The organism is Nonomuraea sp. NPDC050547 (assembly GCF_044457345.1).
Classification (GTDB): Bacteria; Actinomycetota; Actinomycetes; order Streptosporangiales; family Streptosporangiaceae; genus Nonomuraea.
In genome coordinates, this window is the sequence record NZ_JBITGW010000003.1 from 85708 (window position 1) to 112093 (window position 26386).

Annotated in this window: 26 protein-coding genes; 20 read left to right on the forward strand and 6 right to left on the reverse strand. The window is 70.4% G+C overall.

The window, feature by feature from the left end:
* Positions 1-69 precede the first annotated feature (69 nt).
* From ACIBHY_RS07970 to ACIBHY_RS07980, 3 genes are all read right to left on the reverse strand, one after another.
* On the reverse strand, positions 70-990 hold the full coding sequence (locus ACIBHY_RS07970; protein ID WP_397250168.1) for an EamA family transporter: 921 nt from the start codon (positions 988-990) through the stop codon (positions 70-72).
* A gap of 65 nt (positions 991-1055) precedes the next feature.
* Positions 1056-1823: an ABC transporter permease gene (locus ACIBHY_RS07975; RefSeq protein ID WP_397306285.1), complete on the reverse strand. Its 768-nt coding sequence runs from the start codon at positions 1821-1823 to the stop codon at positions 1056-1058.
* A complete protein-coding gene (locus ACIBHY_RS07980) occupies positions 1820-2728 on the reverse strand; it encodes an ABC transporter ATP-binding protein (RefSeq protein WP_397250164.1) in 909 nt (302 codons plus the stop codon). The genes ACIBHY_RS07975 and ACIBHY_RS07980 overlap by 4 nt, the downstream gene beginning before the upstream one ends.
* A gap of 187 nt (positions 2729-2915) precedes the next feature.
* Between ACIBHY_RS07980 and ACIBHY_RS07985 the strand changes: the two genes are divergently transcribed.
* From ACIBHY_RS07985 to hisG, 13 genes are all read left to right on the forward strand, one after another.
* Positions 2916-3650: a VOC family protein gene (locus ACIBHY_RS07985; protein WP_397306286.1), complete on the forward strand. Its 735-nt coding sequence runs from the start codon at positions 2916-2918 to the stop codon at positions 3648-3650.
* A gap of 82 nt (positions 3651-3732) precedes the next feature.
* Positions 3733-4950, forward strand: a complete 1218-nt coding sequence (locus tag ACIBHY_RS07990) for a multidrug effflux MFS transporter (RefSeq protein ID WP_397306287.1) — start codon at positions 3733-3735, stop codon at positions 4948-4950.
* Positions 4951-5032: 82 nt separating this feature from the next.
* Entirely contained in the window at positions 5033-5809 is a 777-nt protein-coding gene (locus ACIBHY_RS07995; protein WP_397250158.1) for a helix-turn-helix transcriptional regulator, read from the forward strand.
* Positions 5806-7218, forward strand: a complete 1413-nt coding sequence (gene sufB, locus ACIBHY_RS08000; RefSeq protein WP_379617693.1) for a Fe-S cluster assembly protein SufB — start codon at positions 5806-5808, stop codon at positions 7216-7218. Before ACIBHY_RS07995 ends, sufB begins: the two co-directional genes overlap by 4 nt.
* The gene (gene sufD / locus ACIBHY_RS08005; protein ID WP_397250156.1) at positions 7218-8339 is read left to right on the forward strand and encodes a Fe-S cluster assembly protein SufD; all 1122 of its coding nucleotides are present in this window, start codon (positions 7218-7220) and stop codon (positions 8337-8339) included. Before sufB ends, sufD begins: the two co-directional genes overlap by 1 nt.
* 7 nt (positions 8340-8346) lie before the next feature.
* Complete coding sequence (locus ACIBHY_RS08010) at positions 8347-8664, forward strand: non-heme iron oxygenase ferredoxin subunit (RefSeq protein ID WP_184974174.1); 318 nt, start codon at positions 8347-8349, stop codon at positions 8662-8664.
* Positions 8665-9411, forward strand: coding sequence for a Fe-S cluster assembly ATPase SufC (gene sufC / locus ACIBHY_RS08015; RefSeq protein ID WP_397250154.1), 747 nt, complete (start codon positions 8665-8667; stop codon positions 9409-9411).
* Positions 9411-10664, forward strand: coding sequence for a cysteine desulfurase (locus ACIBHY_RS08020; RefSeq protein WP_397250152.1), 1254 nt, complete (start codon positions 9411-9413; stop codon positions 10662-10664). The genes sufC and ACIBHY_RS08020 overlap by 1 nt, the downstream gene beginning before the upstream one ends.
* Positions 10665-10666: 2 nt before the next feature.
* Positions 10667-11104 carry a Fe-S cluster assembly sulfur transfer protein SufU gene (sufU, locus tag ACIBHY_RS08025; protein ID WP_379617703.1) on the forward strand — a complete coding sequence of 146 codons (438 nt, stop codon included), beginning with the start codon at positions 10667-10669 and terminating at the stop codon, positions 11102-11104.
* Positions 11101-11463 carry a metal-sulfur cluster assembly factor gene (locus ACIBHY_RS08030; protein ID WP_397108657.1) on the forward strand — a complete coding sequence of 121 codons (363 nt, stop codon included), beginning with the start codon at positions 11101-11103 and terminating at the stop codon, positions 11461-11463. The genes sufU and ACIBHY_RS08030 overlap by 4 nt, the downstream gene beginning before the upstream one ends.
* Before the next feature lie 310 nt (positions 11464-11773).
* Positions 11774-13723, forward strand: coding sequence for a DEAD/DEAH box helicase (locus tag ACIBHY_RS08035; protein ID WP_397250150.1), 1950 nt, complete (start codon positions 11774-11776; stop codon positions 13721-13723).
* A gap of 348 nt (positions 13724-14071) precedes the next feature.
* Positions 14072-14335, forward strand: coding sequence for a phosphoribosyl-ATP diphosphatase (locus tag ACIBHY_RS08040; protein WP_184974198.1), 264 nt, complete (start codon positions 14072-14074; stop codon positions 14333-14335).
* A gap of 14 nt (positions 14336-14349) precedes the next feature.
* Entirely contained in the window at positions 14350-15195 is an 846-nt protein-coding gene (gene hisG / locus ACIBHY_RS08045) for an ATP phosphoribosyltransferase (RefSeq protein ID WP_379639194.1), read from the forward strand.
* Positions 15196-15243: 48 nt separating this feature from the next.
* On the opposite strand, the gene ACIBHY_RS08050 is transcribed toward hisG, so the two are convergent.
* Positions 15244-16554, reverse strand: a complete 1311-nt coding sequence (locus tag ACIBHY_RS08050) for an aminotransferase class V-fold PLP-dependent enzyme (protein ID WP_397250148.1) — start codon at positions 16552-16554, stop codon at positions 15244-15246.
* Positions 16555-16618: 64 nt separating this feature from the next.
* Positions 16619-17620 (reverse strand): EAL domain-containing protein, encoded by a 1002-nt coding sequence (locus ACIBHY_RS08055; RefSeq protein WP_397250146.1) that lies wholly within the window; start codon positions 17618-17620, stop codon positions 16619-16621.
* 668 nt (positions 17621-18288) lie between these two features.
* Here ACIBHY_RS08055 and ACIBHY_RS08060 point away from each other — a divergent pair.
* From ACIBHY_RS08060 to ACIBHY_RS08080, 5 genes are all read left to right on the forward strand, one after another.
* Positions 18289-18927: an acVLRF1 family peptidyl-tRNA hydrolase gene (locus ACIBHY_RS08060; protein WP_397250144.1), complete on the forward strand. Its 639-nt coding sequence runs from the start codon at positions 18289-18291 to the stop codon at positions 18925-18927.
* Between the two features lie 88 nt (positions 18928-19015).
* Positions 19016-20614, forward strand: a complete 1599-nt coding sequence (locus tag ACIBHY_RS08065) for an ABC-F family ATP-binding cassette domain-containing protein (protein WP_397250142.1) — start codon at positions 19016-19018, stop codon at positions 20612-20614.
* Between the two features lie 113 nt (positions 20615-20727).
* Entirely contained in the window at positions 20728-20943 is a 216-nt protein-coding gene (locus tag ACIBHY_RS08070; RefSeq protein ID WP_157247547.1) for a helix-turn-helix domain-containing protein, read from the forward strand.
* 122 nt (positions 20944-21065) lie between these two features.
* Positions 21066-21887, forward strand: coding sequence for an enoyl-CoA hydratase/isomerase family protein (locus ACIBHY_RS08075; RefSeq protein ID WP_397250140.1), 822 nt, complete (start codon positions 21066-21068; stop codon positions 21885-21887).
* Positions 21888-21926: 39 nt separating this feature from the next.
* A complete protein-coding gene (locus ACIBHY_RS08080; protein ID WP_397250138.1) occupies positions 21927-23813 on the forward strand; it encodes an ABC transporter ATP-binding protein in 1887 nt (628 codons plus the stop codon).
* On the opposite strand, the gene ACIBHY_RS08085 is transcribed toward ACIBHY_RS08080, so the two are convergent.
* The gene (locus ACIBHY_RS08085) at positions 23785-24669 is read right to left on the reverse strand and encodes a sulfotransferase family protein (protein ID WP_397250136.1); all 885 of its coding nucleotides are present in this window, start codon (positions 24667-24669) and stop codon (positions 23785-23787) included. The genes ACIBHY_RS08080 and ACIBHY_RS08085 overlap by 29 nt on opposite strands.
* Positions 24670-24711: 42 nt before the next feature.
* Here ACIBHY_RS08085 and ACIBHY_RS08090 point away from each other — a divergent pair, with 42 nt between their 5' ends.
* Together ACIBHY_RS08090 and ACIBHY_RS08095 are read left to right on the forward strand one after the other, a co-directional pair.
* On the forward strand, positions 24712-25437 hold the full coding sequence (locus ACIBHY_RS08090) for an SIR2 family NAD-dependent protein deacylase (protein ID WP_397306575.1): 726 nt from the start codon (positions 24712-24714) through the stop codon (positions 25435-25437).
* Positions 25424-26383, forward strand: a complete 960-nt coding sequence (locus ACIBHY_RS08095) for an LD-carboxypeptidase (protein WP_397306288.1) — start codon at positions 25424-25426, stop codon at positions 26381-26383. Before ACIBHY_RS08090 ends, ACIBHY_RS08095 begins: the two co-directional genes overlap by 14 nt.
* The last annotated feature ends 3 nt before the right edge of the window (positions 26384-26386 follow it).

The window sequence follows — 26386 nt, forward strand, 5'->3', positions numbered from 1 at the left end:
CAACCCTTCGCGTCCGAAGAATGACTCAGGGTAATAGTGCCTGGTGGTGGGGGTGGAAACCAGCCTGGGTCAGAGCTTCTTGCGCGCCCGGGTGGCGCCCAGGCTGGCCGCGACCACGCAGATGACCGCCGCCCACTCGCGGAGGTGCAGGATCTCGCCCAGCACCACCAGCCCGATCATGGCCGCCACGGCGGGCTCCAGGCTCATCAGGATCCCGAACACGTGTTTGGGCATCCGGCGCAGCGCCTGCAGCTCCAGCGAGTAGGGGATCACCGACGACAGCAGCCCGACCCCCAGTCCGATCAGCAGCACCTCGGGCTGCAGCAGGTCCGCCCCGCCGGCCGTGACGCCGACGGGCGCGACCACCACCGCCGAGACCGCCATGGCCAGCGACAGCCCGGTGGCGCCGGAGAAGCGCTGCCCGGCCGCCGCCGACAGCAGGATGTACGCCGCCCAGCAGGCCCCGGCCACCAGCGCGAAGCCGATGCCGGCCCAGCTGACCGAGGACGACTGCCCCCAGGGAGCGAGCAGGACCACGCCGCCCCCGGCCAGCAGCACCCACAACAGGTCCAGCCGCCGCCGCGAGGCGGCCACCGCGACCCCCAGCGGCCCCAGGAACTCGATCGCCACCGCGATCCCCATGGGCAACCGGGCCAGAGCCTCGTAGAACGTCAGATTCATGACCGCCAACGTGGCGCCGAAGCCGACCACGACCGCCCAGTCGCGCCTGGTCATGCCCCGCAGCCGCGGCCGCGCCACAGCGGTGATGATCAGCGCCCCGGCCGCGATGCGCAGGAAGACCATGGCGCTCGGCGGCAGGATGTGGAACAGGTCCTTGGCGAACCCGGCGCCCAGCTGGACGGAGACGATGGCCAGCAGCACGAGCCCGGACGGCGGGATCGAGTCGGCGGCGGTGCGCAGCAGGCCGCCCGGTCCCGGCACGCCGGACTTGGAACGGTCGAATGGTTCATCAAGGGCAAAGGCGGTCAAGGGGACTCCTCAGGTCGTCGTCAGAGGGTACTCACGACGACCGACACAAACCGAGTCCGGGGGTGTCACTCCCAGCGGAACGTGCGCGAGGCCAGCCCCAGCGTGAGCACCGCCCAGACCGCCAGCACGGCCAGTGCGCCGAGCGGCAGCGCGGCCCCGTCGCGCAGCACCGCGCGCAGGCCGCCGGTCAGCGCCGAGATCGGCAGCAGCTCAAGCGCCGAGCGCAGCCCCTCAGGGAACTTCGACAGGGGGAAGACCACCCCGCCCGCGCCCAGGAGCACCAGGTAGACGAGATTGGCCGCGGCCAGCGTCGCCTCCGCGCGCAGGACCCCCGCCATGAGCAGGCCCAGCCCGCTGAAGGCCGCGGTGCCGAGCAGCACCAGCAGGGCCGCCCCCAGGAACGAGCCCTGCGGCCGCCACCCGAGCGCCAGCGCGACGGCCACGATGACCACCACCTGCAGGGCCTCCACCGCGAGTACGGCCAGCGTCTTGGCCACCATGAGCCCGGCCCGCGACAGCGGCGTGGCCCCGAGGCGCTTCAGCACGCCGTAGCGGCGCTCGAACCCGGTCGCGATCGCCTGCCCGGTGAACGCCGTGGACATCACGGCCAGCGCCAGCACGCCGGGGGCCAGGAAGCCGACCCGGCTGCCGCCCCCGATGTCGATCAGCGGCGCCAGCGAGAAGCCCGCGAGCAGGAGCACCGGGATGATCAGCGTGAGCAGCAGTTGCTCGCCGTTGCGCAGGATGGCCCGCACCTCGGCTCCCGCCTGCGCCAGCACCATCCTGGGCAGCGGCGCCGCGCCGGGCGCCGGAGTGAGGTCAAGGGTGGTCATCGCAGTTCGCGTCCCGTCAGTTCGAGGAAGACGTCCTCCAGCGTGCGGCGCTCGATGCGCAGGTCGTCGGCCGTGACGCCCTCGGCGGCGCACCAGGCGGTGACCGTGGCCAGCAGCTCGGGCCCGACCTGGCCCTCGAGGATGTAGTGGCCGGCGGGGGACTCCTTGGCGGCGCTGCCGGCCGGCAGCGCGTTGAGCAGTTCCTCCAGCGCCAGGCCGGGACGGGCGCGGAAGCGCAGCTGCCGCTCGGCGCCGGTCAGCTGGGCGGGGCTGCCCTCGGCCACGACCTGGCCGCGGTCGATGATGACGACGTGGTCGGACAGGCGCTCGGCCTCGTCCATGTGGTGGGTGGTGAGCACCACGGAGACCCCGGCCGCGCGCAGGTCGCCGACCAGGTCCCAGCAGCCGTGCCTGGCCTGCGGGTCGAGCCCGGCGGTCGGCTCGTCGAGGAAGACCAGCTCGGGGCGGCCGACGACCGCCGCGGCCAGGGACAGGCGCTGCTGCTGGCCGCCGGAGAGCCTGCGGTAGGGGGTGCGGGCGTGCTCGGCCAGCCCCAGGCGTACCAGAAGGGCCCGCGGATCGAGGGGGCGGGCGTAGAAGCGCGAGACCAGCCTCAGCCACTCGCCGCAGCGCATCGCGGGCGGGACGCCGCCCGCCTGGAGCATGACGCCCACCCGGGGACGCAGCGCGTGGGTGCGCGGATCGGCGCCGAGCACGCGGACGGTGCCGGCGTCGGCGCGCCTGAAGCCCTCGCAGATCTCGATCGTGGAGGTCTTGCCCGCACCGTTGGGGCCGAGGATCGCGGTGACCGCGCCGCGCGCCGCCGAGAGCGTGAGGCCGTCGATCGCCGTGGTGGCGCCGTAGCGCTTGACCAGATCGATGATCTCGACGGCTGGGGAATCCATGGCAAGAGTCTAGGGACTGCCCGCGGTGGTCCGGGCTTCGACCTGGCAGCGCGTAAAGGCTTGCGGACGAACCCGTCAAGTCGCCTGACGGGTGAGACGGGACGTGATTGGGTGATTGTGGTCCATCTCACAGAAGGAGGGGGAAGTGTCAGTACGCAGTGCTTATGATCCAGGCGTTCCCTGCTGGGTGGATCTGTCGACCACCGATGTGGCGGCGGCGGTCGGCTTCTACGGCGAGCTGCTCGGGTGGCGGGCCGAGATGGCCGAGGACCCGGCCGCGGGCGGTTACGGGCAGTTCTACGTCGGCGACAAGGTCGTGGCCGGCGTCGGCCCGCTCCAGAATCCGGGCATGCCGCCGGTCTGGAACATGTACGTCTCCACCGACGACGCGGCGGCGGTCGCCGACCGGGTCAAGAACGCGGGCGGCACGGTCTTCGCCGAGCCGTTCGCGGTGTTCGAAGAGGGCACGATGGCGGTCTTCCAGGGTCCCGACGGCGGCTTCTTCTGTGTCTGGCAGCCCGGCAACCACCATGGCGCGGCGCGGGTCAACGAGCCGGGCGCGTACTGCTGGAACGAGCTCGTCAGCCGCGACGTCGAGGCGGCCACCCGCTTCTACGCCGAGGTGTTCGGCTGGCGGCCCCACGCGCAGCAGATGGGCGAGATCGCCTATACCGAGTGGTACAACGGCGAGAACAGCATCGCGGGCATGATGCCCATGGGCGAGGAGTACCCGCCGCAGGTCCCGTCCCACTGGGGGACCTACTTCGCCGTGGCCGACCTCGACGCCACGATCGCCAAGGCCCGCGAGAAGGGGGCCACGGTCCTCGTGGACAGGATGGACGCGCCGCCCGGCGCGTTCGGCGTGCTCATCGACCCGCAGGGAGCGGCGTTCAACGTCATCCAACTTCGTGAAAATTCCTGAAATGGGGAATTAGGGCGACCTAATCCCCGTTTCACCCTCGGCCCTCGTGGGCCATCGGTCTACGAGGGAGAGGGGACCACGCATGTCCGTGGCAGAGGCCACGCCGGCGGTCGAGGTCAGGAAAGAACGCCGCGGACTGCTCCTGGTGATCCTGGGCGCGCTGAGCGCCATCGGACCGCTGTCCATCGACATGTACCTGCCCGCGCTGCCGGCCATCTCCGGCGAGATGATGTCGGCCCCGGCGCAGGTCCAGCTCACCCTCACCGCCTGTCTCATCGGCGTCTCCGTCGGCCAGGTGCTGGCCGGGCCGCTGAGCGACGTACGCGGGCGCCGCGGGCCGCTGCTCGTGGGCGTCGGCGGGTTCGCGCTGGCCTCGCTGCTGTGCGCCTTCGCCCCGAACGTGCCGGCGCTGATCGCGCTGCGCCTGCTGCAGGGTGTGCTCGGCGGCGCCGCGCTGGTGATCGTCCGCGCCGTGGTGCGCGACCTGTACGACGGCGCGGCCATCGCCCGCATCTTCGCCACCCTCATGCTCGTCAGCGGCCTCGCGCCGATCCTGGCCCCGATCGCCGGAGCGCAACTGCTGGCGTTCACCTCCTGGCGCGGCGTCTTCGTCGCGCTGAGCCTGCTCGGCCTGGCGCTGCTGCTCGCGGTCATCCCCGGCGTCAAGGAGACGCTTCCCGCCGGCCAGCGGGAGAGCGGCGGGCTCCGGCACACCGCGACGACGTTCTGGCGCCTGCTGCGCGACCGCGCCTTCATGGCCAGCGCGCTGACCGCGGGCCTGGCCTTCGCCGCCATGTTCGCCTACATCTCCGGCTCGCCGTTCGTCCTTCAGGGCGTCTACCAGGCCACGCCGCAGCAGTACTCGCTCATCTTCGGGCTCAACGCCCTCGGCCTGACCGTCATGGCGCAGGTCGGCGGGCGCCTGGCCGGACGCGTCCGGCCCGCGCTCCTGGTCCGCGTCGGCCTGGTCGTCACGCTGGCGGGAGGCGTGCTGCTCGTCGCCGCCGCCACCGCGGGGCTGGGTCTCGGCGGCATCGTGGCGGGCCTGTTCGTCATCATGTGCGGGCAGGGCCTCGTGCTGCCGGGCACCGGCGCGCTCGCCCTCGCCAGCCAGCCTCCCCAGGTCGCCGGCAGCGCCTCGGCGCTGCTCGGGGTCCTGCAGTTCGCGCTCGGCGCGGTCGCCGCGCCGCTGGTGGGACTCGCCGGATCCGGTACGGCGGTGCCGATGGCGAGCGTCATGCTCGGCCTCATCCTGGCCTCGGGAGTGGCGTTCACCCTGCTCCGGCGTGGAGTTAGGTAAGGCTACCCTGCGTGAGAAATTGCATTCTCCGCATCTCCGGAACCGTTTGTGAACGGGGAAGGAATTACGGCACACTGATGTTGTGAAAAACGTGACCTCCTCGATCGAGCCAGGAAGCGAGCGCAGCACACGCGCCCGCGTGGCCCGGCTGATCCTGGAGCACGGTCCCGTCACGGCCGCCGCGCTCGGCGAGCGGCTCGGGCTCACGCCCGCAGCCGTACGACGCCATCTCGACGCGCTGCTGACCGACGGGATGATAGAGCCTCGCACCGTGCGGCCGCGCGGGCAGCGCGGCAGAGGGCGGCCGGCCAAGCTGTTCGCCATCACCGACGCGGGGCGCAGTGCTTTCGAGCACGCCTATGACGACCTGGCCGGGAGCGCGCTGCGCTTCCTGGCCGAGCGCATGGGTGAGGAAGCCGTGACCGAGTTCGCCCGCTCGCAGGTCAAGAGCCTGCTGCAGCGGCTTGAGCCGGTCATGGCGACAGTGCCGGAGGACCAGCGGGTGCACGTGCTGGCCCAGGCGCTGTCGGCAGAGGGTTACGCCGCCTCGGCCAGCAAGGCCAAGTCCGGCGGCGACCAGCTCTGCCAGCACCACTGCCCGGTGGCGCACGCGGCGGCGGAGTTCCCGCAGCTGTGTGAGGCCGAGACGGAGGCGTTCGCGCAGCTGCTCGGCACCCCGGTGCAACGCCTGGCCACCATCGCACACGGCGACGGGGTCTGCACCACGCATGTGAGCCCCGTTCGGATACAGGGAGCGCATCCGCCCAACCGGCGTGGAGGCCCGTCAGGGACTTCGCGGACGGAGCCAGGAGCGGTGAGCGACCCATTGGACACTGAGAGCAAGGAGACCGGAAGGTGACTGTCACCGACCGCCCGGAGCTGGAAGGCCTCGGGAATTACAAGTTCGGCTGGGCCGACTCGGACGCGGCGGGCGCGGCCGCCAAGCGCGGCCTGTCCGAGGAGGTCGTCCGCAACATCTCCGCGCTCAAGAACGAGCCGGAGTGGATGCTCGACCTGCGTCTGAAGGGCCTGCGGCTGTTCGGCAAGAAGCCGCTGCCCACCTGGGGCTCCGACCTCACCGGCATCGACTTCGACAACATCAAGTACTTCGTGCGCTCCACCGAGAAGCAGGCCGCTTCCTGGGAAGAGCTGCCCGAGGACATCAAGAACACCTATGACAGGCTCGGCATCCCCGAGGCCGAGAAGCAGCGCCTCATCGCCGGCGTCGCCGCCCAGTACGAGTCCGAGGTCGTCTACCACAAGATCCGTGAGGACCTTGAGGAAAAGGGCGTCATCTTCGTCGACACCGACACGGGCCTGAAGGAGCACGAGGAACTCTTCAAGGAGTACTTCGGCTCGGTCATCCCGGTCGGCGACAACAAGTTCGCCGCGCTCAACACCGCGACCTGGTCCGGCGGCTCCTTCATCTACGTGCCGCCGAACGTCAACGTCGAGATCCCGCTGCAGGCCTACTTCCGGATCAACACCGAGAACATGGGCCAGTTCGAGCGCACCCTGATCATCGTCGACGAGAACTCCTACGTTCACTACGTCGAGGGCTGTACCGCGCCGATCTACTCCAGCGACTCGCTGCACTCCGCGGTCGTCGAGATCATCGTGAAGAAGGGCGCCCGCTGCCGTTACACGACCATCCAGAACTGGTCGAACAACGTCTACAACCTGGTCACCAAGCGCGCCGTCGCCTACGAGGGCGCCACCATGGAGTGGATCGACGGCAACATCGGCTCCAAGGTCACGATGAAGTACCCGGCCGTCTACCTGATGGGCGAGCACGCCAAGGGCGAGACCCTGTCGGTCGCGTTCGCGGGCGAGGGCCAGCACCAGGACGCCGGATCCAAGATGGTCCACCTGGCGCCCCACACCTCCTCCAGCGTCATCTCCAAGTCGGTGGCGCGCGGCGGCGGCCGTACCTCCTACCGCGGTCTGGTGCAGATCGAGGAGGGCGCCCACGGCAGCGCGAGCACGGTCAAGTGCGACGCGCTCCTGGTCGACCAGATCAGCCGCTCCGACACCTACCCCTACGTCGACGTCCGCGAGGACGACGTCTCGATGGGGCACGAGGCCACGGTCTCCAAGGTCAGCGAGGACCAGCTGTTCTACCTCATGAGCCGCGGGCTCGGTGAGGACGAGGCGATGGCGATGATCGTGCGCGGCTTCGTCGAGCCGATCGCCCGCGAGCTCCCCATGGAGTACGCCCTCGAACTGAACCGCCTGATCGAGCTGCAGATGGAAGGAGCCGTCGGCTGATGGGCCTGAACGAGAAGCCCCTGTCGACCCTGCACGAGAAGTCCTCCTACAACCTGGACGACTTCGAGGTGCCCACGGGCCGCGAGGAGCAGTGGCGCTTCACGCCGCTGTCCCGTCTCAAGGGCCTGCACAACGGCAGCGCCGCGGCCTCCGGCCACGTGATCGTGGACGTCGACGCCGCCCCCGAGGTCACCGTGGAGACGGTCGGCCGTGACGACGCCCGGGTCGGCAAGGCGTACGTGCCCGCCGACCGGGTCAGCGCGCAGGCCTACAACTCCTTCGAGAAGGCCACGGTCATCACCGTGCCGCGCGAGGCCGTCGTCTCCAAGGAGACGGTCGTCACGCTCACCGGCTCCGGCGACGGCGCCACCTACGGTCACATCGTGATCAAGGTGGAGCCGATGGCGGAGGCCGTGGTCGTGCTCGACCACAAGGGCAGCGCGGTCTACGCCGACAACGTCGAGTTCGTGGTCGGCGACGGCGCCACGCTGAAGGTCGTCAGCCTGCAGGACTGGGCCGCCGACGCCGTGCACGTCTCCCACCACCACGCCCAGCTCGCCAAGGACGCGACCTTCCGCAGCTTCGTGGTGACGCTCGGCGGCGACCTGGTACGCCTGTCGCCCAGCGTCTCCTACACCGGCCCCGGCGGCGACGCCGACCTGTCGGGCGTGTACTTCGTCGACGCCAAGCAGCACCTGGAGCACCGCCTCCTGGTCGACCACTCCGAGCCCAACTGCAAGAGCAACGTGGACTACCGCGGTGCCCTGCAGGGCGAGGAGGCGCACGCCGTCTGGATCGGCGACGTGATCATCCGCGTGGCGGCCGAGGGCACCGACACCTACGAGCTCAACCGCAACCTCATCCTCACCGACGGCGCCCGCGCCGACTCGGTGCCGAACCTGGAGATCCTCACCGGCGAGGTCGCCGGGGCGGGCCACGCCTCCACCTCGGGCCGCCTGGACGACGAGCACCTGTTCTACCTCCAGGCCCGCGGCATCCCCTTCGACGAGGCCCGCCGCCTGGTCATCAGGGGCTTCCTCGGCCAGCTGATCGAGAAGATCGAGGTCGAGGCGATCCGCGAGCGCGTGATGAGCGCGGTGGAAGCGGAGCTCGCGCGGTGAGCCACTCATGAGCTACGAGAAGGTCTGCAGGGTGAGTGACATTCCCGACTCGGGGGTCATCGCCGTCGAGGTGGGCGAGACGCCGGTCGCGCTCGTGCGCAAGGGCGCGGAGGTCTTCGCGCTGCACGACATCTGCTCGCACGCCGAGGTCAAGCTCAGCGAGGGCGAGGTCTACGACGACACCCTCGAATGCTGGCTGCACGGATCGTGCTTCGACATCCGCAGCGGCAAACCGACCGGCCCGCCGGCCACCAAGCCCGTGAACGTCTACACAGTGAAGATCGATGGCGATGACGTGCTCGTCTCGCTCTCGAAGGAGTCATAAATGAGCACTCTCGAAATCCGCGAGCTGAAGGTCGCCGTCGAGGACAAGGAAATCCTGCGCGGCGTCAACCTCACCGTGAAGTCGGGCGAGACCCACGCCATCATGGGCCCCAACGGCTCGGGCAAGTCGACGCTGGCCTACGCCATCGCCGGCCACCCGAAGTACACCATCACCGGCGGCCAGGTGCTGCTCGACGGTGTCGACCTGCTGGAGCTGACGGTCGACGAGCGGGCCCGCGCCGGTCTGTTCCTGGCCATGCAGTACCCGGTCGAGGTCCCCGGCGTCTCGGTCTCCAACTTCCTGCGCTCGGCCGTCACCGCCATCCGCGGCGAGGCGCCGAAGCTGCGTGAGTTCGCCAAGGACCTCAAGGGCGGCATGGACGCGCTGGCCATCGACGCGGCCTTCGCCCAGCGCAACCTCAACGAGGGCTTCTCCGGCGGCGAGAAGAAGCGCCACGAGATCCTCCAGCTCGAACTCCTCAAGCCGAAGATCGCGGTGCTCGACGAGACCGACTCCGGCCTCGACGTCGACGCCCTGCGCGTGGTGTCGGAGGGCATCAACCGCTTCCGCGCCTCCGGCGAGACGGGCGTTCTGCTGATCACGCACTACACCCGCATCCTGCGGTACGTGAAGCCCGACTTCGTGCACGTCTTCGCCAACGGCAAGATCGTTGAAGAGGGCGGCCCCGAGCTGGCCGACAAGCTGGAGGCCGAGGGCTACGAGGCCTACACGAAGGCTGCCGTCTAATGTCGGCGGCCTTCGACGTGGAGAGGATCAGGAAGGACTTCCCGGTCCTCTCCCGCGAGCTGCCCGGCGGCCGGTCGCTGGTCTATCTCGACTCGGGCAACTCCTCGCAGAAGCCGGCGCAGGTCGTCGAGACCATGCGCGAGCACCTGGCGATGCACTACAGCAACGTCGGCCGTGCCATGCACGTGCTCGGCGCGGAGTCCACCCAGGCCTACGAGGACGCCCGTGACAAGGTCGCGGCCTTCGTCGGCGCGCCCTCGCGCGACGAGGTGGTCTTCACCAAGAACGCCTCCGAGGCGCTCAACCTGGTCGCCTACAGCTTCGGCAACAAGACGAACGAGGACCCGCGCTTCACGATGGGCCCCGGCGACGAGATCGTCATCTCGGAGATGGAGCACCACTCCAACATCGTGCCCTGGCAGATGCTGGCCCAGCGCACCGGCGCCACGCTGAAGTGGTTCGGCGTCACCGACGAGGGCCGGCTGGACCTGTCGGGCGAGGTCATCACCGAGCGCACGAAGATCGTCTCGATCGCGCACCAGTCGAACGTGCTCGGCACCGTCAACCCCGTCGCGCCCGTGCTCAGGCGGGCCCGCGAGGTCGGCGCGCTGGTCATGCTCGACGCCTCCCAGTCGGTCCCGCACCACCCGGTGGACGTGGCCGCGCTGGGCGTCGACTTCGTCGCCTTCACCGGCCACAAGATGCTCGGCCCGTCCGGCATCGGCGTGCTCTGGGCCCGCGGCGAACTGCTGGAGGCCATGCCCCCGTTCCTGGGCGGCGGCGAGATGATCGAGGCGGTCTGGATGGACCACTCGACCTACGCGCCCTACCCGCACAAGTTCGAGGCCGGCACGCCGCCGATCGTCGAGGCCATCGGCCTCGGCGCCGCCGTCGACTACCTCACGGCCGCCGGGATGGAGGCGATCGAGGCGCACGAGCGCGCCATGACCGCCCACGCTCTCGACGCGCTGGCCGAGGTCCCGTCGCTGCGGCTCATCGGACCCTCCACGCTGGAGGAGCGCGGCGGGACCGTCGCGTTCACGCTTGAGGGGATTCACCCGCACGACGTGGGGCAGATCCTCGACGACGAGTTCGGCATCGCGGTACGCGTCGGGCACCACTGCGCCCGCCCGCTTCACCTGCGCTTCGGAATACCCGCGACCACGCGGGCGTCGTTCTACCTGTACAACACCACGGGCGAGATCGACGCCCTGGTGCGCGGCCTCCATCACGTCCAGAAGGTGTTCGCATAGTCATGATCGGCGAGTCGATGTACCAGGAGCTGATCCTGGAGCACTACAAGCACCCGCAGGGGCGGGGGCTGCGCGAGCCGTACGATGCCGAGGTTCACCACGTGAACCCGACGTGCGGCGACGAGATCACGCTCCGGGTGAAGCTCGGCGACGGCGGCAAGATCGAGGACGTGTCCTACGACGGCCAGGGCTGCTCCATCAGCCAGGCCGCCGCGTCGGTGCTGCACGAGCTGACCACCGGCTCGACCGTCACCGAGACGTTGTCCGTGGTCGATGAGTTCACCCGCCTCATGCAGGGCAGGGGACAGGTGGAGGCCGACGAGGACGTGCTGGGCGACGCCGTCGCCTTCGCCGGGGTCGCCAAGTTCCCGGCACGGGTGAAGTGCGCGCTGCTGTCGTGGATGGCCTACAAAGACGCTGTGGTGAGGAGTGCCTCGTGAGTAAGCCAACGCAGACCCCGACGCAGGGGTATGACGGTGAGGCCACCGTCGAGGAGGTCATGGAGGCCCTGAAGGACGTCGTGGACCCCGAGCTCGGGATCAACGTCGTCGACCTCGGCCTCATCTACGGCCTCCACCTCGATCCGGCCGAGGGCGCCGCGCCCGTGGCCACCATCGACATGACCCTGACCAGTGCCGCCTGCCCGCTGACCGACGTCATCGAGGACCAGGCGCACTCGGCGCTCGACGGCATGGTCTCCGACGTGAAGATCAACTGGGTCTGGCTCCCGCCGTGGGGCCCGGACAAGATCACCGACGAGGGGCGCGAGCAGCTCCGTATGCTAGGCTTCAACGTCTGATCCCCAAGGGTCTGAACTTTTCTTGAGCTGCACGGCTGACGCAGCCCGCGTCAGCCGCTTCAGCGTGCCAGGGCGGGAATAGATCGATCTCCTCCCGTGTTGGCCACCACGTGCACCTGACGCATCATCTCGCGTCTTCAGCCGCCTGCGCCGGCACCGGGTGCGCGTAGACGACCGCCTCCATCAAGGCGGGCACGTCCCCACCCCGAGGTGTTTTCTCTGCACAGGTACGGCGCTGCCGTACGCCCCGGCTCGTCCTTTCGCAGAAGTGACGCGCCACTTCGACCGAAAGGCACGATTTTCCGTGACCATGCTTGACGTTGTCCTGCCCGAAACCTCCCCGGAGTCGGGTCCGTCCGAGTTCGAGCTGCTGGGCCTGCCCGCGCCGATCGTGAACGGCCTCGCCCGTCAGGGCATCAACGCCCCGTTCCCCATCCAGAGCGCCACCATCCCGGACGTGCTGGCGGGTCACGACGTGCTCGGCCGCGGCCAGACCGGCTCCGGCAAGACCCTGGCGTTCGGCCTGCCGACGATGGTTCGCATCGCCGGTGACCGGCCCAAGCCGAAGCACCCGCGCGCCATGATCCTCGTTCCCACCCGTGAGCTCGCCCTCCAGGTGCACGACGCCCTCGAGCCCCTCGGCCGCGGCCTCGGCCTGCGCATGAAGGTCGTCGTCGGCGGCATGTCCATGGGCAAGCAGGTCGAGGCGCTGCGCCGCGGCATCGACCTCGTCATCGCCACCCCCGGCCGCCTCGGCGACCTCATCCGCCAGGGTGAGTGTTCGCTGTCGGAGGTCGAGATCAGCGTCCTGGACGAGGCCGACCACATGTGCGACCTCGGTTTCTTCCCCGTCGTGACGGACCTGCTCGCGCAGACCGCCCCCGACGGCCAGCGCCTGCTGTTCTCGGCCACGCTCGACGGCGACGTCGACAAGCTGGTGCGGAAGTTCCTGAAGGACCCGATCACCCACTCCGTGGCCCCGGCGACCTCCCCGGTCGACACCATGGAGCACCACGTGCTGCAGGTGACCCGCGACGAGAAGTTCGACGTGACCGCCGAGATCGCCAACCGCGAGGGCCGCACGATCATCTTCGTGCGCACCCAGCACGGCGTGGACCGGCTGTGCAAGCAGCTGGCCCGGGTCGGCGTGCGCTCCGGCGGCCTGCACGGCGGCAAGCGCCAGAACCAGCGCACCCGGATCCTGGCGGAGTTCCGTGAGGGCTCCGTCAACGTCCTGGTCTGCACCGACGTGGCCGCCCGCGGCATCCACGTCGACAACATCAGCCTGGTGCTGCACGTGGACCCGCCGCAGGACCACAAGTCCTACCTCCACCGCGGTGGCCGTACGGCCCGCGCGGGGGAGAAGGGCACCGTCGTCACCCTGGTGCTGCCCAACGAGCGGCGCTCGACCGACCAGCTGACCCGGCGCGCGGGCATCCACCCGTTCCGCCTCAAGGCCGCTCCCGGTAACTCCCGGGTGGCCGAGGTCACCGGCGCCCGCGTCCCCAGCGGCGAGCCGATCCCGGTCTGGGAGCCGGACGTCCGCAAGCCGCTGCGTCCCCGCCGTGAGGGCGGTCACGGCGGCGAGCGTCGCGGCCGTCGTGGCGAGCGTTCCTACGGACGTCGTCCCGAGGGCGGTGACCGCCCCAGCGGCGGCCGTCGTCACGAGGACGGCGAGCGTTACCCGAAGCGTCACTTCGACGGCGGCCCCCGCACGGTCGGCGAGAACCGCCCCGAGCGCGACGACCGCGGTCAGAGCGGCGGTGGCTACCGCTCGGGCGAGCGCTCCGGCGACCGCGGCCCTCGTGGGGGCGGCTTCCGCTCCGACGACCGCGGCCGTGGTGGCTACCGTTCCGACAACCGTCAGGGCTTCCGCTCCGACGACCGCGGACAGGGTGGCGGGTTCCGCTCGGACGACCGTCAGGGCCCTCGTTCCGACGACCGTGGCGGCTTCCGCTCCGGCGAGGACCGCGGTCCCCGTGGTGGCGGATTCCGCTCCGACGACCGTCAGGGCCCTCGCTCCGACGACCGTGGCGGCTTCCGCTCTGACGACCGTGGCGCTCGTGGCGGCTCCTTCCGCTCCGACGACCGGGGCTCGCGTCCCTTCCGCGCCGACGACCGCGGCCCGCGCGGTGGCGCGTTCCGCGCCGACGACCGTGGCGAGCGCCGTCCGTTCTCGGCCGACCGTGGCGAGCGTCCCCGTGACGGTTACCGCTCCGGCAACAACACCGGCAACTCCGGCCGCCGCTACGGCCGCTGACCCCGGCCGCCGGGCCTGACGCCCGGCGCGCCTCCTGAGATCCCGGCCGATCAGCGTGATCGGCCGGGATTTTCGCATTCCGGTACGGCCCGCCCGCGGTCACCCCGGAAGCCGTGACTGGCTGTGCCCGCCGTTCCCCGGGAGGAGGCACGGCGGGCCGCAGCACCCCGTGTGTCCGTGCGCCCTGAGGCGCACTCCCCCGACACAGCGGCGAGCGTAGCGCCCAGCGCTTTCGATTCGTTATCGACGGACCGAAACCCGGGCGTCTCGGGTCGCGGACGCCGCACGTACGAGGCCGCCGCGAACGTTAGGCTGGACCCGCATGTCAGCCGACCGACGAGAGAGATCATGAAGACCTTCGAAGAGCTGTTCGCCGAGCTGTCAGACAAGGCACGCCTGCGCCCCGAGGGATCGGGCACCGTGGCGGCGCTCGACGCCGGCGTCCATGCCATCGGCAAGAAGGTCGTGGAGGAGGCGGCGGAGAGCTGGATGGCCGCCGAGCACGAGTCGAAGGACCGCGCCGCAGAAGAGATCTCTCAGCTGCTGTACCACGTGCAGGTGCTGATGATCGCCCGGGGTATCGGGCTGGACGAGGTTTACAAGCACCTGTAGGGGGTTGACCACTGATGTTGCGGCTTGCCGTACCGAACAAGGGCGCGCTCAGCGAAGCGGCCCAGACCATGCTCAAGGAGGCCGGCTACCGGCCCCGCCGTGACAGCAAGGAACTGGTGGTCGTCGACACCGACAGTTCCTGCGAACTGTTCTTCCTGCGCCCGCGCGACATCGCCGTCTACGTCGGTGAGGGCACGCTCGACGCCGGCATCACCGGGCGCGACATGCTCATCGACTCCGGCGCGCAGGTCGAGGAGGTGATGCCGCTAGGGTTCGGCGGCTCCACCTTCCGCCTGGCGGCGAGCAGCGGGCAGATGAGCTCCGTGCAGGACCTCAAGGGGCTGCGCGTGGCCACCGCGTATCCGGGACTGCTGGAGAAGTACCTGGCCGAGTGCGACGTCGACGCCCGCGTGATCAAGCTCGACGGCGCCGTCGAGACCGCCATCCGGCTCGGCGTGGCCGACGCGGTCGCCGACGTGGTCGAGACCGGCACCACCCTGCGCAACGTGGGGCTCGAGGTGTTCGGCGAGCCGATCATGCGCTCGGAGGGCGTGCTGATCAGGGGCCGCGAGGGCGCGGGCACCCCCGGGCTCGAACAGGTCGTGCGCCGCCTGCAGGGCGTCATCCACGCGCGCGACTACGTGATGATGGACTACGACATCCGCGCCGAGCGGATCGAGGAGGCCATCGCGCTGACCCCCGGCATGGAGGGCCCGACGGTCTCCCCGCTCCACCGCGAGGGCTGGGTGGCGGTACGCGCCATGGTCCGGCGCAAGGGACACCAGCACGTGATGGACGAGCTGTGGGACATCGGCGCCAGGGCCATCCTGGTCACCGACATCTACGCCTGCAGGCTGTAGCCCCGGGACCTCCCGGCGATCACCGTGTCGCCGGGAGGTCCGCTCCGGCTAGCGCAGGGCCGCGACCGCCTTGACGGCCCGGTCGACCTCCTCGGGCGTGTTCATGATCGTGGTCCCGAGCCGCAGCAGCGACTCGCGGTACGGGGTGCTGCTGGCCACGATCCGGTGCTGTTCGCGCAGCCTGCCCACCGCCTCGTACGGATTGGCGATCCCGTCCACCTCCATGCACACCAGTCCCGCCGACAGTTCGGGCGCGACCGGAGTGGCCAGCTTGACGTGGGCGACCCCGGCCAGTCCGCTCTTGAGGCGGGTGGCCAGTTCCTGGATGCGGGCCTGGACTCGGTCCTTGCCGATCGCCTCCTGGAAGGCGAAGGCGGCGCCGGCCGCCCAGCGGTGCTCGAACGCCTTGTAGCCGCCGGGAGTGAAGTACTCGGCGGTGACCGGCTGCTGTGATGACCCCTCGAAGAAGTAGTCGAAACTGGCCTGGCCGAAACTCGGGATCAGCGGCACGACCGCCTCCCACGCCCGTCCCCACACGATGCCGGTGCCGCGCGGCCCGCACAGCCACTTGTGGGTGCCGCTGGCCAGGAAGTCACAGCCGAGGTCCTCCGCGCCGTCGGCCATGGCGCCGAAGCCGTGCACGCCGTCCACGCACAGCAGCGCCCGATCCTTGTCCTCGCGGCCCTTGTTGGCCTCGGCGACGACGGCGGCCATCTCCTTGACCGGCAGCCGCACGCCGGTGCTGGAGTGCACCCAGGTGACGGCGACGATCCTGGTCCTCGGGCCGATCGCCTTGCGCAGCCGGCCGGCGATCTCGTCCACGGAGGCCTTGGCGGGTTCGTCGTACAGGCGCACCCGGCGTACGGCGGCGCCGGTGCGCTCGGTGCGCAGCCTCAGCGCCTCGTGCGTGGCCAGGAAGTCGTGCTCGGTGGTCAGCACGTCCTGGCCGGGCAGGAGCCCGATTCCGCCGTACAGGAGGGCCAGGCCCATCGTGGTGCTGTCGGTGAGCACGATCTGGGCCGGTGCGCCGCCCACGTAGCGTGCCGCGGCCTCGCGTACGGCCTGGTCGGGGTTGCCCCCGGCGGGAAGGTACTCGGGGTCGGCGTCCAGCCCCCTGCGGTGCTCCTCGATCGCGCGGCGGACCTCGGCGGGGTGGCGGGCCAGCACGAACGCGGCGAAGTCGGCACGATCCTTGGGCAGGTCGAACTGGGCGCGCACCGACGCCCAGTCGTCGGCCTTGAGCGGTGGCGCCGGGCTGCCGCCGGTCGGGGCGGCGGCCGGGGGAGCGGAGGTGCACGCGCCCACCCCGGCCAGGAGTCCGGCACTGAGCAGGGCCCGTCTGTTCAGCTGCTGGTTCACGCCTCCTGCTTACCCGCACGCGAGGCCGCGAGACAGGGCCGATCCATCACGGTTTCACGACATGTCAGGTCTTGGAGACATGCCGGATCAAGTCGGAGACGCGGACGATGCCCAGGCAGCGGTTCAGTTCGTCGGTCACCACCAGGTCGTCGTACACGCGCATCGAGTCGCGCCCCGCCGCCTGCATGGCCGCCACCGCAGGGGTGGTGCGCGGCACCGTCCTGGGCGGGTCGGCCAGCCGGTGGGCGGGCTTCTTGCCGTGCAGCGCGTGCCCGTAGCGCGCCGCGAACGACAGCAGGAACCGGCTGCGGTCCAGGCTCCCCTTGGGCCGCTGGTACTCGTCGACCAGGATCACGCTGGAGATCGACGGCTCGTGCCCGAACGCCGCGACCACGTCCTCGGCGTTGGCCTGGGCGGGCAGCGTCACCGCCGGCAGCAGCAGCTCCTGCACCCTCGGCCCCAGCATGAACGCCTCGGGAGTCTCCTCGGGCGCGGGCAGCGGCACCCGCACCCGCCCGTCGGGTCCCGGGGCGAGCAGCGGCCCGTAGGCCAGCCGTACGCCGCAGCTGCGGGCCGCGCCCAGCTCCGCCTCGTCCTCGACGCCGGGCGCCAGCACATGCGCGCCCAGCCCGCGGGCCAGCGTCGCGGTCGCGCGCGCCACCGCGACGCTGCGGTGGTCGCGCGGCATCCGCGCGACCAGCTCCGTCTCCAGAAGCAGCAGGTACGGCGAGGCCTGCGACACCAGATCCAGCGGCACGCCGCCCGACCCGCTGAAGGCCAGCAGGTAACCGTGGGCACGCAGCCCGTCGAGGCCGACCTTGAACACGTCCTTCTCGGTCTCCCCACACGTACCCCGGAGGGTGAGCACCACCTCCCGCGGGTGCCGGCCGGCCCGGCGGAGCGCTTCGTGGAGCGGGGCCAGCGCGCCGGCGCCGTTCAGGACCACCTGGACGGGCAGGTCGAGCAGCAGCGGCAGCGGTCCCTGAGGGATGCTGTCTGTGGCGTGCGTCGCGATGACCGCCCCCGTGTCAAGATCTACAACAGGGGCTGTGAACTGGGAAGACACGCCAAAATGATCCGCCCGGCAACCGGTGCGGCATAAGTGCCGGGAAACGAAGTTCACCGACATTTCAGGCAGTGTTCCTTACCACCGAACCCCCGCATTGGCCACCCCCAGCTCCCTTCCGCTCCCGCAGCCCACCCCACCTGCACCCCAGGCCCCACCGCCCCCGGCAGCCCCCTGTGAGACCCCCCACGCCCCAGCCCCCACCCGCCCTGACCAGAACCCCGCCCAAGCCCCAACGGTCCCTGACCAGAACCCCCGACACAGCTCCATCCCCCAGCCACCGCATGTCACCTGCCACCCGGACCAGTCCGATGCGCCTGCCGAGAGGCGGGACGTGCCGGACAACACGTGCCGCACGAGAGAGCCACGCTCGGGGGAATCGCCGTGGGGAGGCGCTGACCGTGCTGGCGCAGAGGCCGTTGGTGGGCGCCCGAGGGCAAAAGCAAGCGGGCACGACACCGGGGCAGGGCGGTAGGTTGCCCAGGGAGATGGGTGACGAAGGGTCGTTGCGGTGGGGACGACGTCCGACGTGAGAAGCGACCCCCACGATCGGCGCCGGCGCACGGCGGCGGGTGGCGGGGTGGGCGGCGACAGCCGTAACGGATGGGCGCCCTTAAGGGAGAACAGGAGAGGGCGGGATGGGGCCGGCGCGGGGTGGGGGGAGATGGGTGTCGGTCGCGCCTGGGCGGCTGAACAGGTGGATCGACGGGTTCGCCGACCGGCATGGGGCGTTCGAGGCCGGTGGGGATGACCTGGTCGTGCGGCTGCGGGCCGGGGACGGGGCGCTGGCGGAGATGCACGTGCCGTTTCCGCCGATGATCCAAGGGCCGCCTTATGTGTCGAGGTTCGTGGCGCATGCTCAGCGGGAGCGGCGCGTGGGCGTGGTGCTGGTGCGGCTCGGCGGGTATGCGGCGGGGGTGTTTCAGGGGAGCGAACTGGTCGCGTCCAAGGTGGGGTCGCGGCTGGTGCAGGGGCGTACGGCGGCCGGCGGCTGGTCGCAGCAGCGGTTCGCCAGGCGGCGCGCGCTCCAGGCGAACCAGGCGTTCGAGGCCGCCGCCGAGACGGCGCTGCGCGTGCTGACGCCGCACCTGGACGGGCTGGAGGCCGTGGTGTTCGGGGGCGACAGGAAGGCCGCCGACGCGCTCAGGGCCGATCGGCGGCTGGCGCCGCTGGTGGCGCTGGAGGCGGAGCCGTTCCTGGTGGTGCCCGATCCCAGGCTGGCGGTGCTGAAGGAGGCTCCGGAGCAGTTCCGCGCGGTGCGCATCCGGGTCGTGGACCCAGAGCCCGGGGGCCGCGGGGGACCGTAGACTGGCCGCATGCACACTCCCGGTTAACCGGCGCAAGCATGCCCACGTCTCCGACGTCCTTTCCTAGCCCGGGAGCGTCCTTTCAACCATGATCCTTGCTACTGACATCGAGCTGCGCGCCGGTGCGCGTCTGCTGATCGAGAAGGCCAACTTCCGCGTCAATCCAGGCGACAAAATAGGACTTGTCGGCCGGAACGGGGCGGGCAAGACCACGTTGACCAAGGTGCTGGCGGGTGAGGGCCTGCCCGCCGCGGGCACGGTCACGACCACGGGCGCGGTCGGCTACCTGCCGCAGGACCCGCGTACCGGCGACCTGCAGGTGCTGGCGCGCGACCGCATCCTGTCGGCGCGCGGCCTGGACGAGGTGCTGCGCAAGCTGCACCAGGCGGAGCTGGCGATGTCCTCCGCCGACGACAAGACCCGCGAGAAGGCCGTGCGCAGGTACGGCAGGCTCGAGGACCAGATGCACGTCCTGGGCGGCTACGCGGCGGAGGCGGAGGCGGCCTCGATCGCCTCCAGCCTGGGGCTCCCGGACAGGGTCCTGAAGCAGCCGCTCGAAACGCTCTCGGGCGGCCAGCGCAGACGCGTGGAATTGGCACGCATTCTTTTCAGCGGAGCGGAAACTCTCCTTCTCGACGAGCCGACAAACCACCTTGATGCAGACTCAATCGGGTGGCTTCGTGATTTTTTGCGATCACATCACGGCGGGTTGGTGATCATCAGTCACGACGTCGGTCTTCTTGAAGCGACGGTCAACAAGGTCCTCCACCTCGACGCCAACCGCTGCGTGATCGACCACTACAACGTCGGCTGGAAGGCCTATCTGGACCAGCGCGAGACCGACGAGAAGCGCCGCAAGCGCGAGCGGGCCAACGCCGAGAAGCAGGCGGGCGCGCTGCTGGCGCAGGCCGACAAGATGCGCGCCAAGGCCACCAAGGCCAAGGCGGCCCAGGACATGATGCGCCGCGCCAACCGCCTGCTGGCCGGCACCGAGGAGGAGCGTCAGAGCGACAAGGTCGCCAAGCTGCGCTTTCCCGACCCCTCCCCGTGCGGCAAGACGCCGCTGCAGGCCGTGGACCTGTCGAAGTCCTACGGCTCGCTGGAGGTCTTCACCGACGTCGACGTGGCCATCGACCGAGGTCACCGGGTCGTCATCCTCGGGCTCAACGGCGCGGGCAAGACCACGCTGCTGCGGATCCTCGGCGGCGTCGAGGATCCCGACACCGGCGAGATCCGTCCGGGTCACGGCCTCAAGATCGGCTACTACGCTCAGGAGCACGAGACCCTGGAGGCCGATCGCACCCTCTTGGAGAACATGCGCTCCGCCGGCGGGGAGTTCACCGACACCGAGCTGAGAAAGGTCCTCGGATCTTTCCTGTTCACCGGCGACGACGTTGACAAGCCGGCGGGGGTGCTGTCAGGAGGTGAGAAAACTCGGCTGGCCCTTGCGCTGCTGGTGTTGTCGAGCGCCAACGTCCTCCTCCTGGACGAGCCCACTAACAACCTCGACCCCGTCTCCAGGGAGCAAGTCCTCACCGCTTTGCGGTCGTATTCAGGAGCAATCGTCCTGGTTACCCATGACGAGGGTGCCGTTGATGCTCTTTCACCGGATAGGGTGATCTTGCTACCAGACGGAACTGAAGACGCGTGGAGCGAGGAATTTTCCGATCTTGTGGCACTCGCCTGATCTGAATTTGAGTGGGTACGGATCTTTTCCCGTGGAGTAGGTAGCCGATCCCGCTGAAATGACTGATCATGGCGGTGTAACGCTGCGGAAGTCTGGCACTACAGGAGGTACTCGTGGCCGAGACTCTGAAGAAAGGCACCCGGGTGACCGGGGCCGACCGCGACAAGCTGGCCGGTGATCTCAAGAAGCGCTACGCCGCGGGTGAGAGCATCCGCGCCCTGGCCGCTTCGACCGGTCGCTCCTACGGGTTCATCCACCGCATCCTCAGCGAGTCCGGAGTGACTCTGCGCGGGCGCGGCGGGGCGACCCGAGGCAAGTCCAAGCGCTAAGGCCGCCTCGGAACGTCGCGACCGCAGCCGCTTCGTCTCCAGTCGACCGGCCGTCGCGCCCGGGTCAGAATCTTATTCTGTAAGCTCGGGCGCGACGGCACAGCGACGGACGGAGCGAGGCGATGGCGGAAGCGAAGGCGCCTTATCAGCGCGGGGGGAGTGCGAGGGACGCCTCTTTCGAGGAGGCGGGCCTGCGCTTCGAGGTGGACGGTGAGATTGCCACGATCACGCTCGCACGACCGGAGAAGCGGAACGCGCAAACGTTCGCGACCTGGTCGGCACTGGCCGGCATCGGCGACAGCCTGCCGGAGCGGGTACGCGTCGTCGTGGTGAGAGGTGAGGGACCGTCCTTCTCGGCAGGGATCGACCTACGCATGTTCACCCCCGAGGGGGTTCCGGGACAGGGCTCGTTCAGCTCTGTGGCCCGGCAGGATCAGGACACGTTCGACAAGGGGATCGAACGAGCACAGCAGGGATTCCTGTGGTTGCGCCGTCCGGAGATCGTCTCGATCGCGGCCGTTCAGGGCCATGCGATCGGCGCCGGATTCCAGCTTGCCCTCGCCTGCGATCTTCGGATCGTGGCCGACGACGTCACATTCTGCATGAAGGAGCCCGCACTGGGCCTGGTCCCCGACCTGACCGGCACCAAACCGCTGGTCGAGCTGGTGGGCCTCGCCAAGGCGAAGGACCTGTGCCTGACCGCCCGCGTCGTCGGGGCCGAGGAAGCCTTCCGGATCGGCCTGGCCGAACAGGTCGTCGAACCGGGTGAGCTGGCGAAAGCCGTACAGGAGAAGGTCGCGCAGCTGCTGTCGACCAACAGGGAAGCGGCCGCGGCGACCAAGCGTCTCCTCCAGGGGGCGCAGACGCGCACCCTGGAGGAGCAGAGTGCCGCCGAGCGGACGGAGCAGGCGGCGCGGATCCGGGCGTTGTTCGCCGGGAGCTGAGAGGGGAACAGCCGCAGGCGCCCGCGTGCTGACCAGACAATGGCGATGATGGGTGGCGGGTTCGGCCCGCAGGCGATGCGGTCGCTGCGCCGTGACGAGTCGGTCATGGACCAGCGGCTGACGCCCGGCACCGTGCGGCGCATCGCCTCCTACGCGCGGCCGTACAAGAAGCAGATCACCGCGTTTCTGCTGCTGGTCGTGGCGGGCGCGGTGATCGTGGTGGCCAACCCGCTGCTCATGAAGGCCATCATCGACGACGGCATCCTGCCCAAGCGGCCGGGCGTGGTGATCGCGCTGGCGGTCTCGATCGCCGCGCTGGCCCTGCTGGACGCCGGGCTGACGCTGGCGCAGCGCTGGTTCTCCTCGCGCATCGGCGAGGGGCTCATCTACAACCTGCGCACCGAGGTCTTCGACCACGTGCAGCGCATGCCGGTGGCCTTCTTCATGCGCGCCCAGACCGGCGCGCTGGTCTCCCGCCTCAACACCGACGTCATCGGCGCCCAGCGCGCCCTGACGAGCACGCTGTCGTCGGTGGTGTCCAACGTCATCAGCCTCCTGCTCGTGCTCGGCGCCATGCTCGCGCTGTCGTGGCAGGTCACGCTGATCGCGCTGGTGCTGCTGCCGGTCTTCATCGTGCCCGCCAAGTGGGTGGGCCGGCGCATGTCCGCGCTGACGCGCGAGCAGATGCAACTCGACGCCGAGATGAGCTCGGTGATGACCGAGCGTTTCAACGTCGCGGGCGCGATGGTCGCCAAGCTGTACGGCCGGCCGCAGGAGGAGACCGACCTGTTCGGCAGGAGGGCGGCCAGGGTGCGCGACGTCGGCGTGACCGTCGGCATGTACGGCACCGTCTTCCGGGTCGCGCTCGGCCTGGTCGCCGCCCTGGCCACCGCGCTGGTCTACGGCATCGGCGGCGTCATGGCCACCCGCGACGTCTTCGAGCTCGGCACGCTGGTCGCCCTGGCCGCGCTGCTCATGCGCCTGTACGGCCCGCTGACCTCGCTGTCCAACGTGCATGTGGACGTGATGACGGCGCTGGTCAGCTTCGACCGGGTCTTCGAGGTGCTCGACCTCAGGCCGATGGTCGCCGAGAAGCCGGGGGCCGGGCCGCTGCCCGACGGGCCGGTCACGATCACCTTCGACGACGTGCGCTTCCGCTACCCGGCGGCCGAGGAGGTCTCGCTGGCCTCCCTGGAGTCGGTGGCCCGCCAGGACACCGGCCCGTCGCACCCGGTGCTCAAGGGCGTGTCGTTCACCGCCGGGCCGGGACAACTCATTGCTCTCGTCGGCCCCTCGGGAGCGGGCAAGACCACGATCACCTCGCTGGTCTCGCGCCTGTACGACGTGAACGAGGGCGCGGTGCGCGTCAACGGCGTCGACGTGCGCGAGGCCACACTGGCCTCGCTGCACGACACCGTGGGCGTCGTCATGCAGGACGCGCACCTCTTCCACGACACCATCGGCGCCAACCTCCGCTACGCCAGGCCTGACGCCGAGGAGGAGGAGATTTGGGAGGCGCTGCGCGCGGCGCAGATCGCCGACCTGGTCGAGGCTCTGCCCGACCGGCTCGACACCGTCGTCGGCGACCGCGGCTACCGGCTGTCCGGCGGGGAGAAGCAGCGCCTCGCGCTGGCCCGGCTGCTGCTGAAGGCGCCGCGCGTGGTCGTGCTGGACGAGGCCACCGCCCACCTCGACTCCGAGTCGGAGTCGGCCGTGCAGCAGGCGCTGAAGACGGCGCTGGCCGGGCGTACCTCGCTGGTCATCGCCCACCGGCTTTCGACGATCCGCGAGGCCGACACGATCCTCGTCGTCCAGGACGGCCGCATCGCCGAGCGCGGCGGGCACGACGAACTGCTGGAGCGCGGCGGGCTGTACGCCGAGCTCTACCGCACGCAGTTCAGCTCGACAGGTAGCCCAGGCGTGTGAGCTCCTGCCTGGCGACCTTCTCCACCAGGGCCAGGTCGTCGGGGCGCAGGCCGGAGCGCCAGGAGCCGGCCTTCGGGATGGGCCGGCCGTACAGGGCGACCTTCGACACGCGCGTCTCCAGAAACTCCGACACCGACGCGATCGTCTGCGCGGGCCGCAGCACGAGGTCCTCGTAGCGCAGCGTCAGCAACTGCTCGGCGGGCAGGTCGCGGCGCAGGGAGGCGCTCAGGCGCACGGCGCTGCGCCAGCGCAGCGCCGACTTGCCCGCGGCCGGCATGTCCTTCCAGCGCTCGCGGTGCTCGTCGCGGCTGAGTCCCAGGAACGCGTTCGGGAACTCGGTGCCCTCGGCCAGCATCACCGGACGGAACCAGGCCAGGCACGACGGGTCGGCCAGCATGTCCACGGCCACGTCGCGGCCGTCGCGGATCAGCTGCAGGAACCGGGCGTCGGGGAAGGCCTGTCGCAGCACCGGCGCGCTGTAGAGCAGGTCGGGGCTGGCGTCGCCGAAGCGGGTCACGGTGCTGGTGGCCACGCACGGGCCGAGGCCGGTCACGCCGCCCGCCTCGCGGCAGGTCTCCGGGCACAGGCCGCACGAGCCGCGCAGCACCTGCCACGCCTCGGCCAGCGAGTCGCGCAGCACGCGGACCGCGCCTGGACCACCGGCGATGGAGGGTTTGCGGGCGAAGGCGTAGACGACGTTGGCCACGCAGGCCCTGCCGGTCGTCACGTGGAAGCCGGGGGAACGTTTCAACGCGCGGGCGAGCAGGTCCGTACCCGAATGCGGAGCTCCGAGCAGGAACACCGGGCGGCGGACCTTGATGCCGTTGACCACGAGGATGTGAGGCGGAAGTCGCATACGGCATCCAAGTGTGACACCGTTTGCCAGGTGAGCGAGCCAATGTCGGTGACCGTCCTGACAGGTGCGGGAATCTCCACGGATTCCGGGATTCCTGACTTTCGCGGGCCCCAGGGAGTATGGACGAAGGACCCCGCCGCCCAGGAGCTGTACACCATCGACACCTACCTGGCCGACCCCGACGTACGGCGCCGCGCGTGGATCGGCAGGCGTGAGCACGCCGCCTGGGACGCCCGCCCCAACGGCGGCCACGCCGCCCTCGTCGAGCTGGAGCGCGCCGGCCTGCTGCGCGCCCTGCTCACCCAGAACATCGACGAACTGCACCAGCGCGCGGGCAACTCGCCGGAGAAGGTCATCGAGCTGCACGGCACGCTCTTCCACGTCGTCTGCATGACCTGCGGGCTGCGCACGCCCATGCGCGAGGTGCTCGACCGGGTCGAGGCGGGGGAGGAGGACCCGCCGTGCCCGGAGTGCGGCGGCATCCAGAAGGCCGACACGATCTCCTTCGGCCAGTCGCTCAAGCCGCTCGTCATCCACGCGGCGCTGGAGGCGGCGCGGTCCTGCGACCTGTTCCTCGCCGTGGGCACGTCGCTGACCGTGCATCCGGCCGCCGGGCTGTGCGGCGAGGCGATCGACGCCGACGCCCGCCTGGTCGTCATGAACGCCCAGCCCACCCCTTACGACGACTTCGCCCACGAGGTCGTCCGCGAGCCGATCGGCCAGGCGCTGCCGGCGCTGGTGAAGGAGCTGGTTCATGCGGCCGGGTGACACCGTCGCCGTCGTCTCCCCCTCGGGACCGCCCGACGCCGTCCGGCTCGCGCGCGGGGTGGCGCTGCTGGAAGGGCTCGGCGTGCGGGTCGTGGTGGGCGCGCACACGATGGCGCGCCAGGACCTTCCCTACCTGGCCGGCTCGGACGCCGCGCGCGCCGCCGACCTGCAGGCCGCCTGGTGCGATCCGGCCGTCACCACGGTGTTCTGCACCAGGGGAGGGTACGGCGCCGCCAGGGTCCTCGACCTGCTGGACTGGAACGCCATGCGGGCCGCCGGGCCCAAGACGCTCGTGGGGTCGAGCGACGTGACGGCTCTGCACCAGGCGTTCCGGGCGGAGCTGGGGGTGGCGACGCTGCACGGTCCGATGCCGGCCTGCACGACGTTCTCCGACGAAGGCGGGCCGGAGCCGGCGACCTGGGCGTCGCTGACCGGGGCGCTGAAGGGCGAGCCGTGGTCGGTGGCGGGCACGTCGATGCTGTCGCGGCCGCTCCCCGGAGCCGCCGGTCCGCCGGCCGGTTCGGCCACTGGCCAGGTCACGGGTCCGGTCACGGGTCCGGTCACGGGTCCGATCGCCGGGGGGAACCTGTCGGTGCTGGCGTCGCTGTGCGGGACCCGGTGGCAGCCACGCTTTACCGGAAATATCGTGTTTTTGGAGGATGTGGGGGAGGCGCCTTACCGCGTCGACCGGATGCTCACGCAACTCCTGCGGGCCGGGGCCTTCCAGGGAGTGCTCGGCTTTGCGCTCGGCTCCTGGGAGGAGTGCGGAGACCCGTACCCCGTTCTGCGGGAGCGGTTGCTGCCGCTCGGCGTCCCCGTGCTGGCCGGGCTTCCCGTGGGACACGGCACTCCGCAGCTGAGCATCTGGCTTGGTGCGCTTGGTGCTATCGATACCGAATCGTGCTCGCTGGCTGGTCAGTTCAGCGACGTCGACACGGCAAGGTAGGAG

Coding starts and splice junctions, on each gene's coding strand:
- ACIBHY_RS07975 (WP_397306285.1), bottom strand. CDS start 1,823: ATGACCACCCTTGACCTCACTCCGGCGCCCGGCGCGGCGCCGCTGCCC.
- sufD (WP_397250156.1), top strand. CDS start 7,218: ATGGGCCTGAACGAGAAGCCCCTGTCGACCCTGCACGAGAAGTCCTCC.
- ACIBHY_RS08010 (WP_184974174.1), top strand. CDS start 8,347: ATGAGCTACGAGAAGGTCTGCAGGGTGAGTGACATTCCCGACTCGGGG.
- ACIBHY_RS08090 (WP_397306575.1), top strand. CDS start 24,712: ATGTCGGTGACCGTCCTGACAGGTGCGGGAATCTCCACGGATTCCGGG.
- ACIBHY_RS08075 (WP_397250140.1), top strand. CDS start 21,066: ATGGCGGAAGCGAAGGCGCCTTATCAGCGCGGGGGGAGTGCGAGGGAC.
- ACIBHY_RS07980 (WP_397250164.1), bottom strand. CDS start 2,728: ATGGATTCCCCAGCCGTCGAGATCATCGATCTGGTCAAGCGCTACGGC.
- ACIBHY_RS07990 (WP_397306287.1), top strand. CDS start 3,733: ATGTCCGTGGCAGAGGCCACGCCGGCGGTCGAGGTCAGGAAAGAACGC.
- sufC (WP_397250154.1), top strand. CDS start 8,665: ATGAGCACTCTCGAAATCCGCGAGCTGAAGGTCGCCGTCGAGGACAAG.
- ACIBHY_RS08020 (WP_397250152.1), top strand. CDS start 9,411: ATGTCGGCGGCCTTCGACGTGGAGAGGATCAGGAAGGACTTCCCGGTC.
- ACIBHY_RS08035 (WP_397250150.1), top strand. CDS start 11,774: ATGCTTGACGTTGTCCTGCCCGAAACCTCCCCGGAGTCGGGTCCGTCC.
- hisG (WP_379639194.1), top strand. CDS start 14,350: ATGTTGCGGCTTGCCGTACCGAACAAGGGCGCGCTCAGCGAAGCGGCC.
- ACIBHY_RS08065 (WP_397250142.1), top strand. CDS start 19,016: ATGATCCTTGCTACTGACATCGAGCTGCGCGCCGGTGCGCGTCTGCTG.
- ACIBHY_RS08095 (WP_397306288.1), top strand. CDS start 25,424: ATGCGGCCGGGTGACACCGTCGCCGTCGTCTCCCCCTCGGGACCGCCC.
- ACIBHY_RS08040 (WP_184974198.1), top strand. CDS start 14,072: ATGAAGACCTTCGAAGAGCTGTTCGCCGAGCTGTCAGACAAGGCACGC.
- sufU (WP_379617703.1), top strand. CDS start 10,667: ATGATCGGCGAGTCGATGTACCAGGAGCTGATCCTGGAGCACTACAAG.
- ACIBHY_RS08085 (WP_397250136.1), bottom strand. CDS start 24,669: ATGCGACTTCCGCCTCACATCCTCGTGGTCAACGGCATCAAGGTCCGC.
- ACIBHY_RS08080 (WP_397250138.1), top strand. CDS start 21,927: ATGGCGATGATGGGTGGCGGGTTCGGCCCGCAGGCGATGCGGTCGCTG.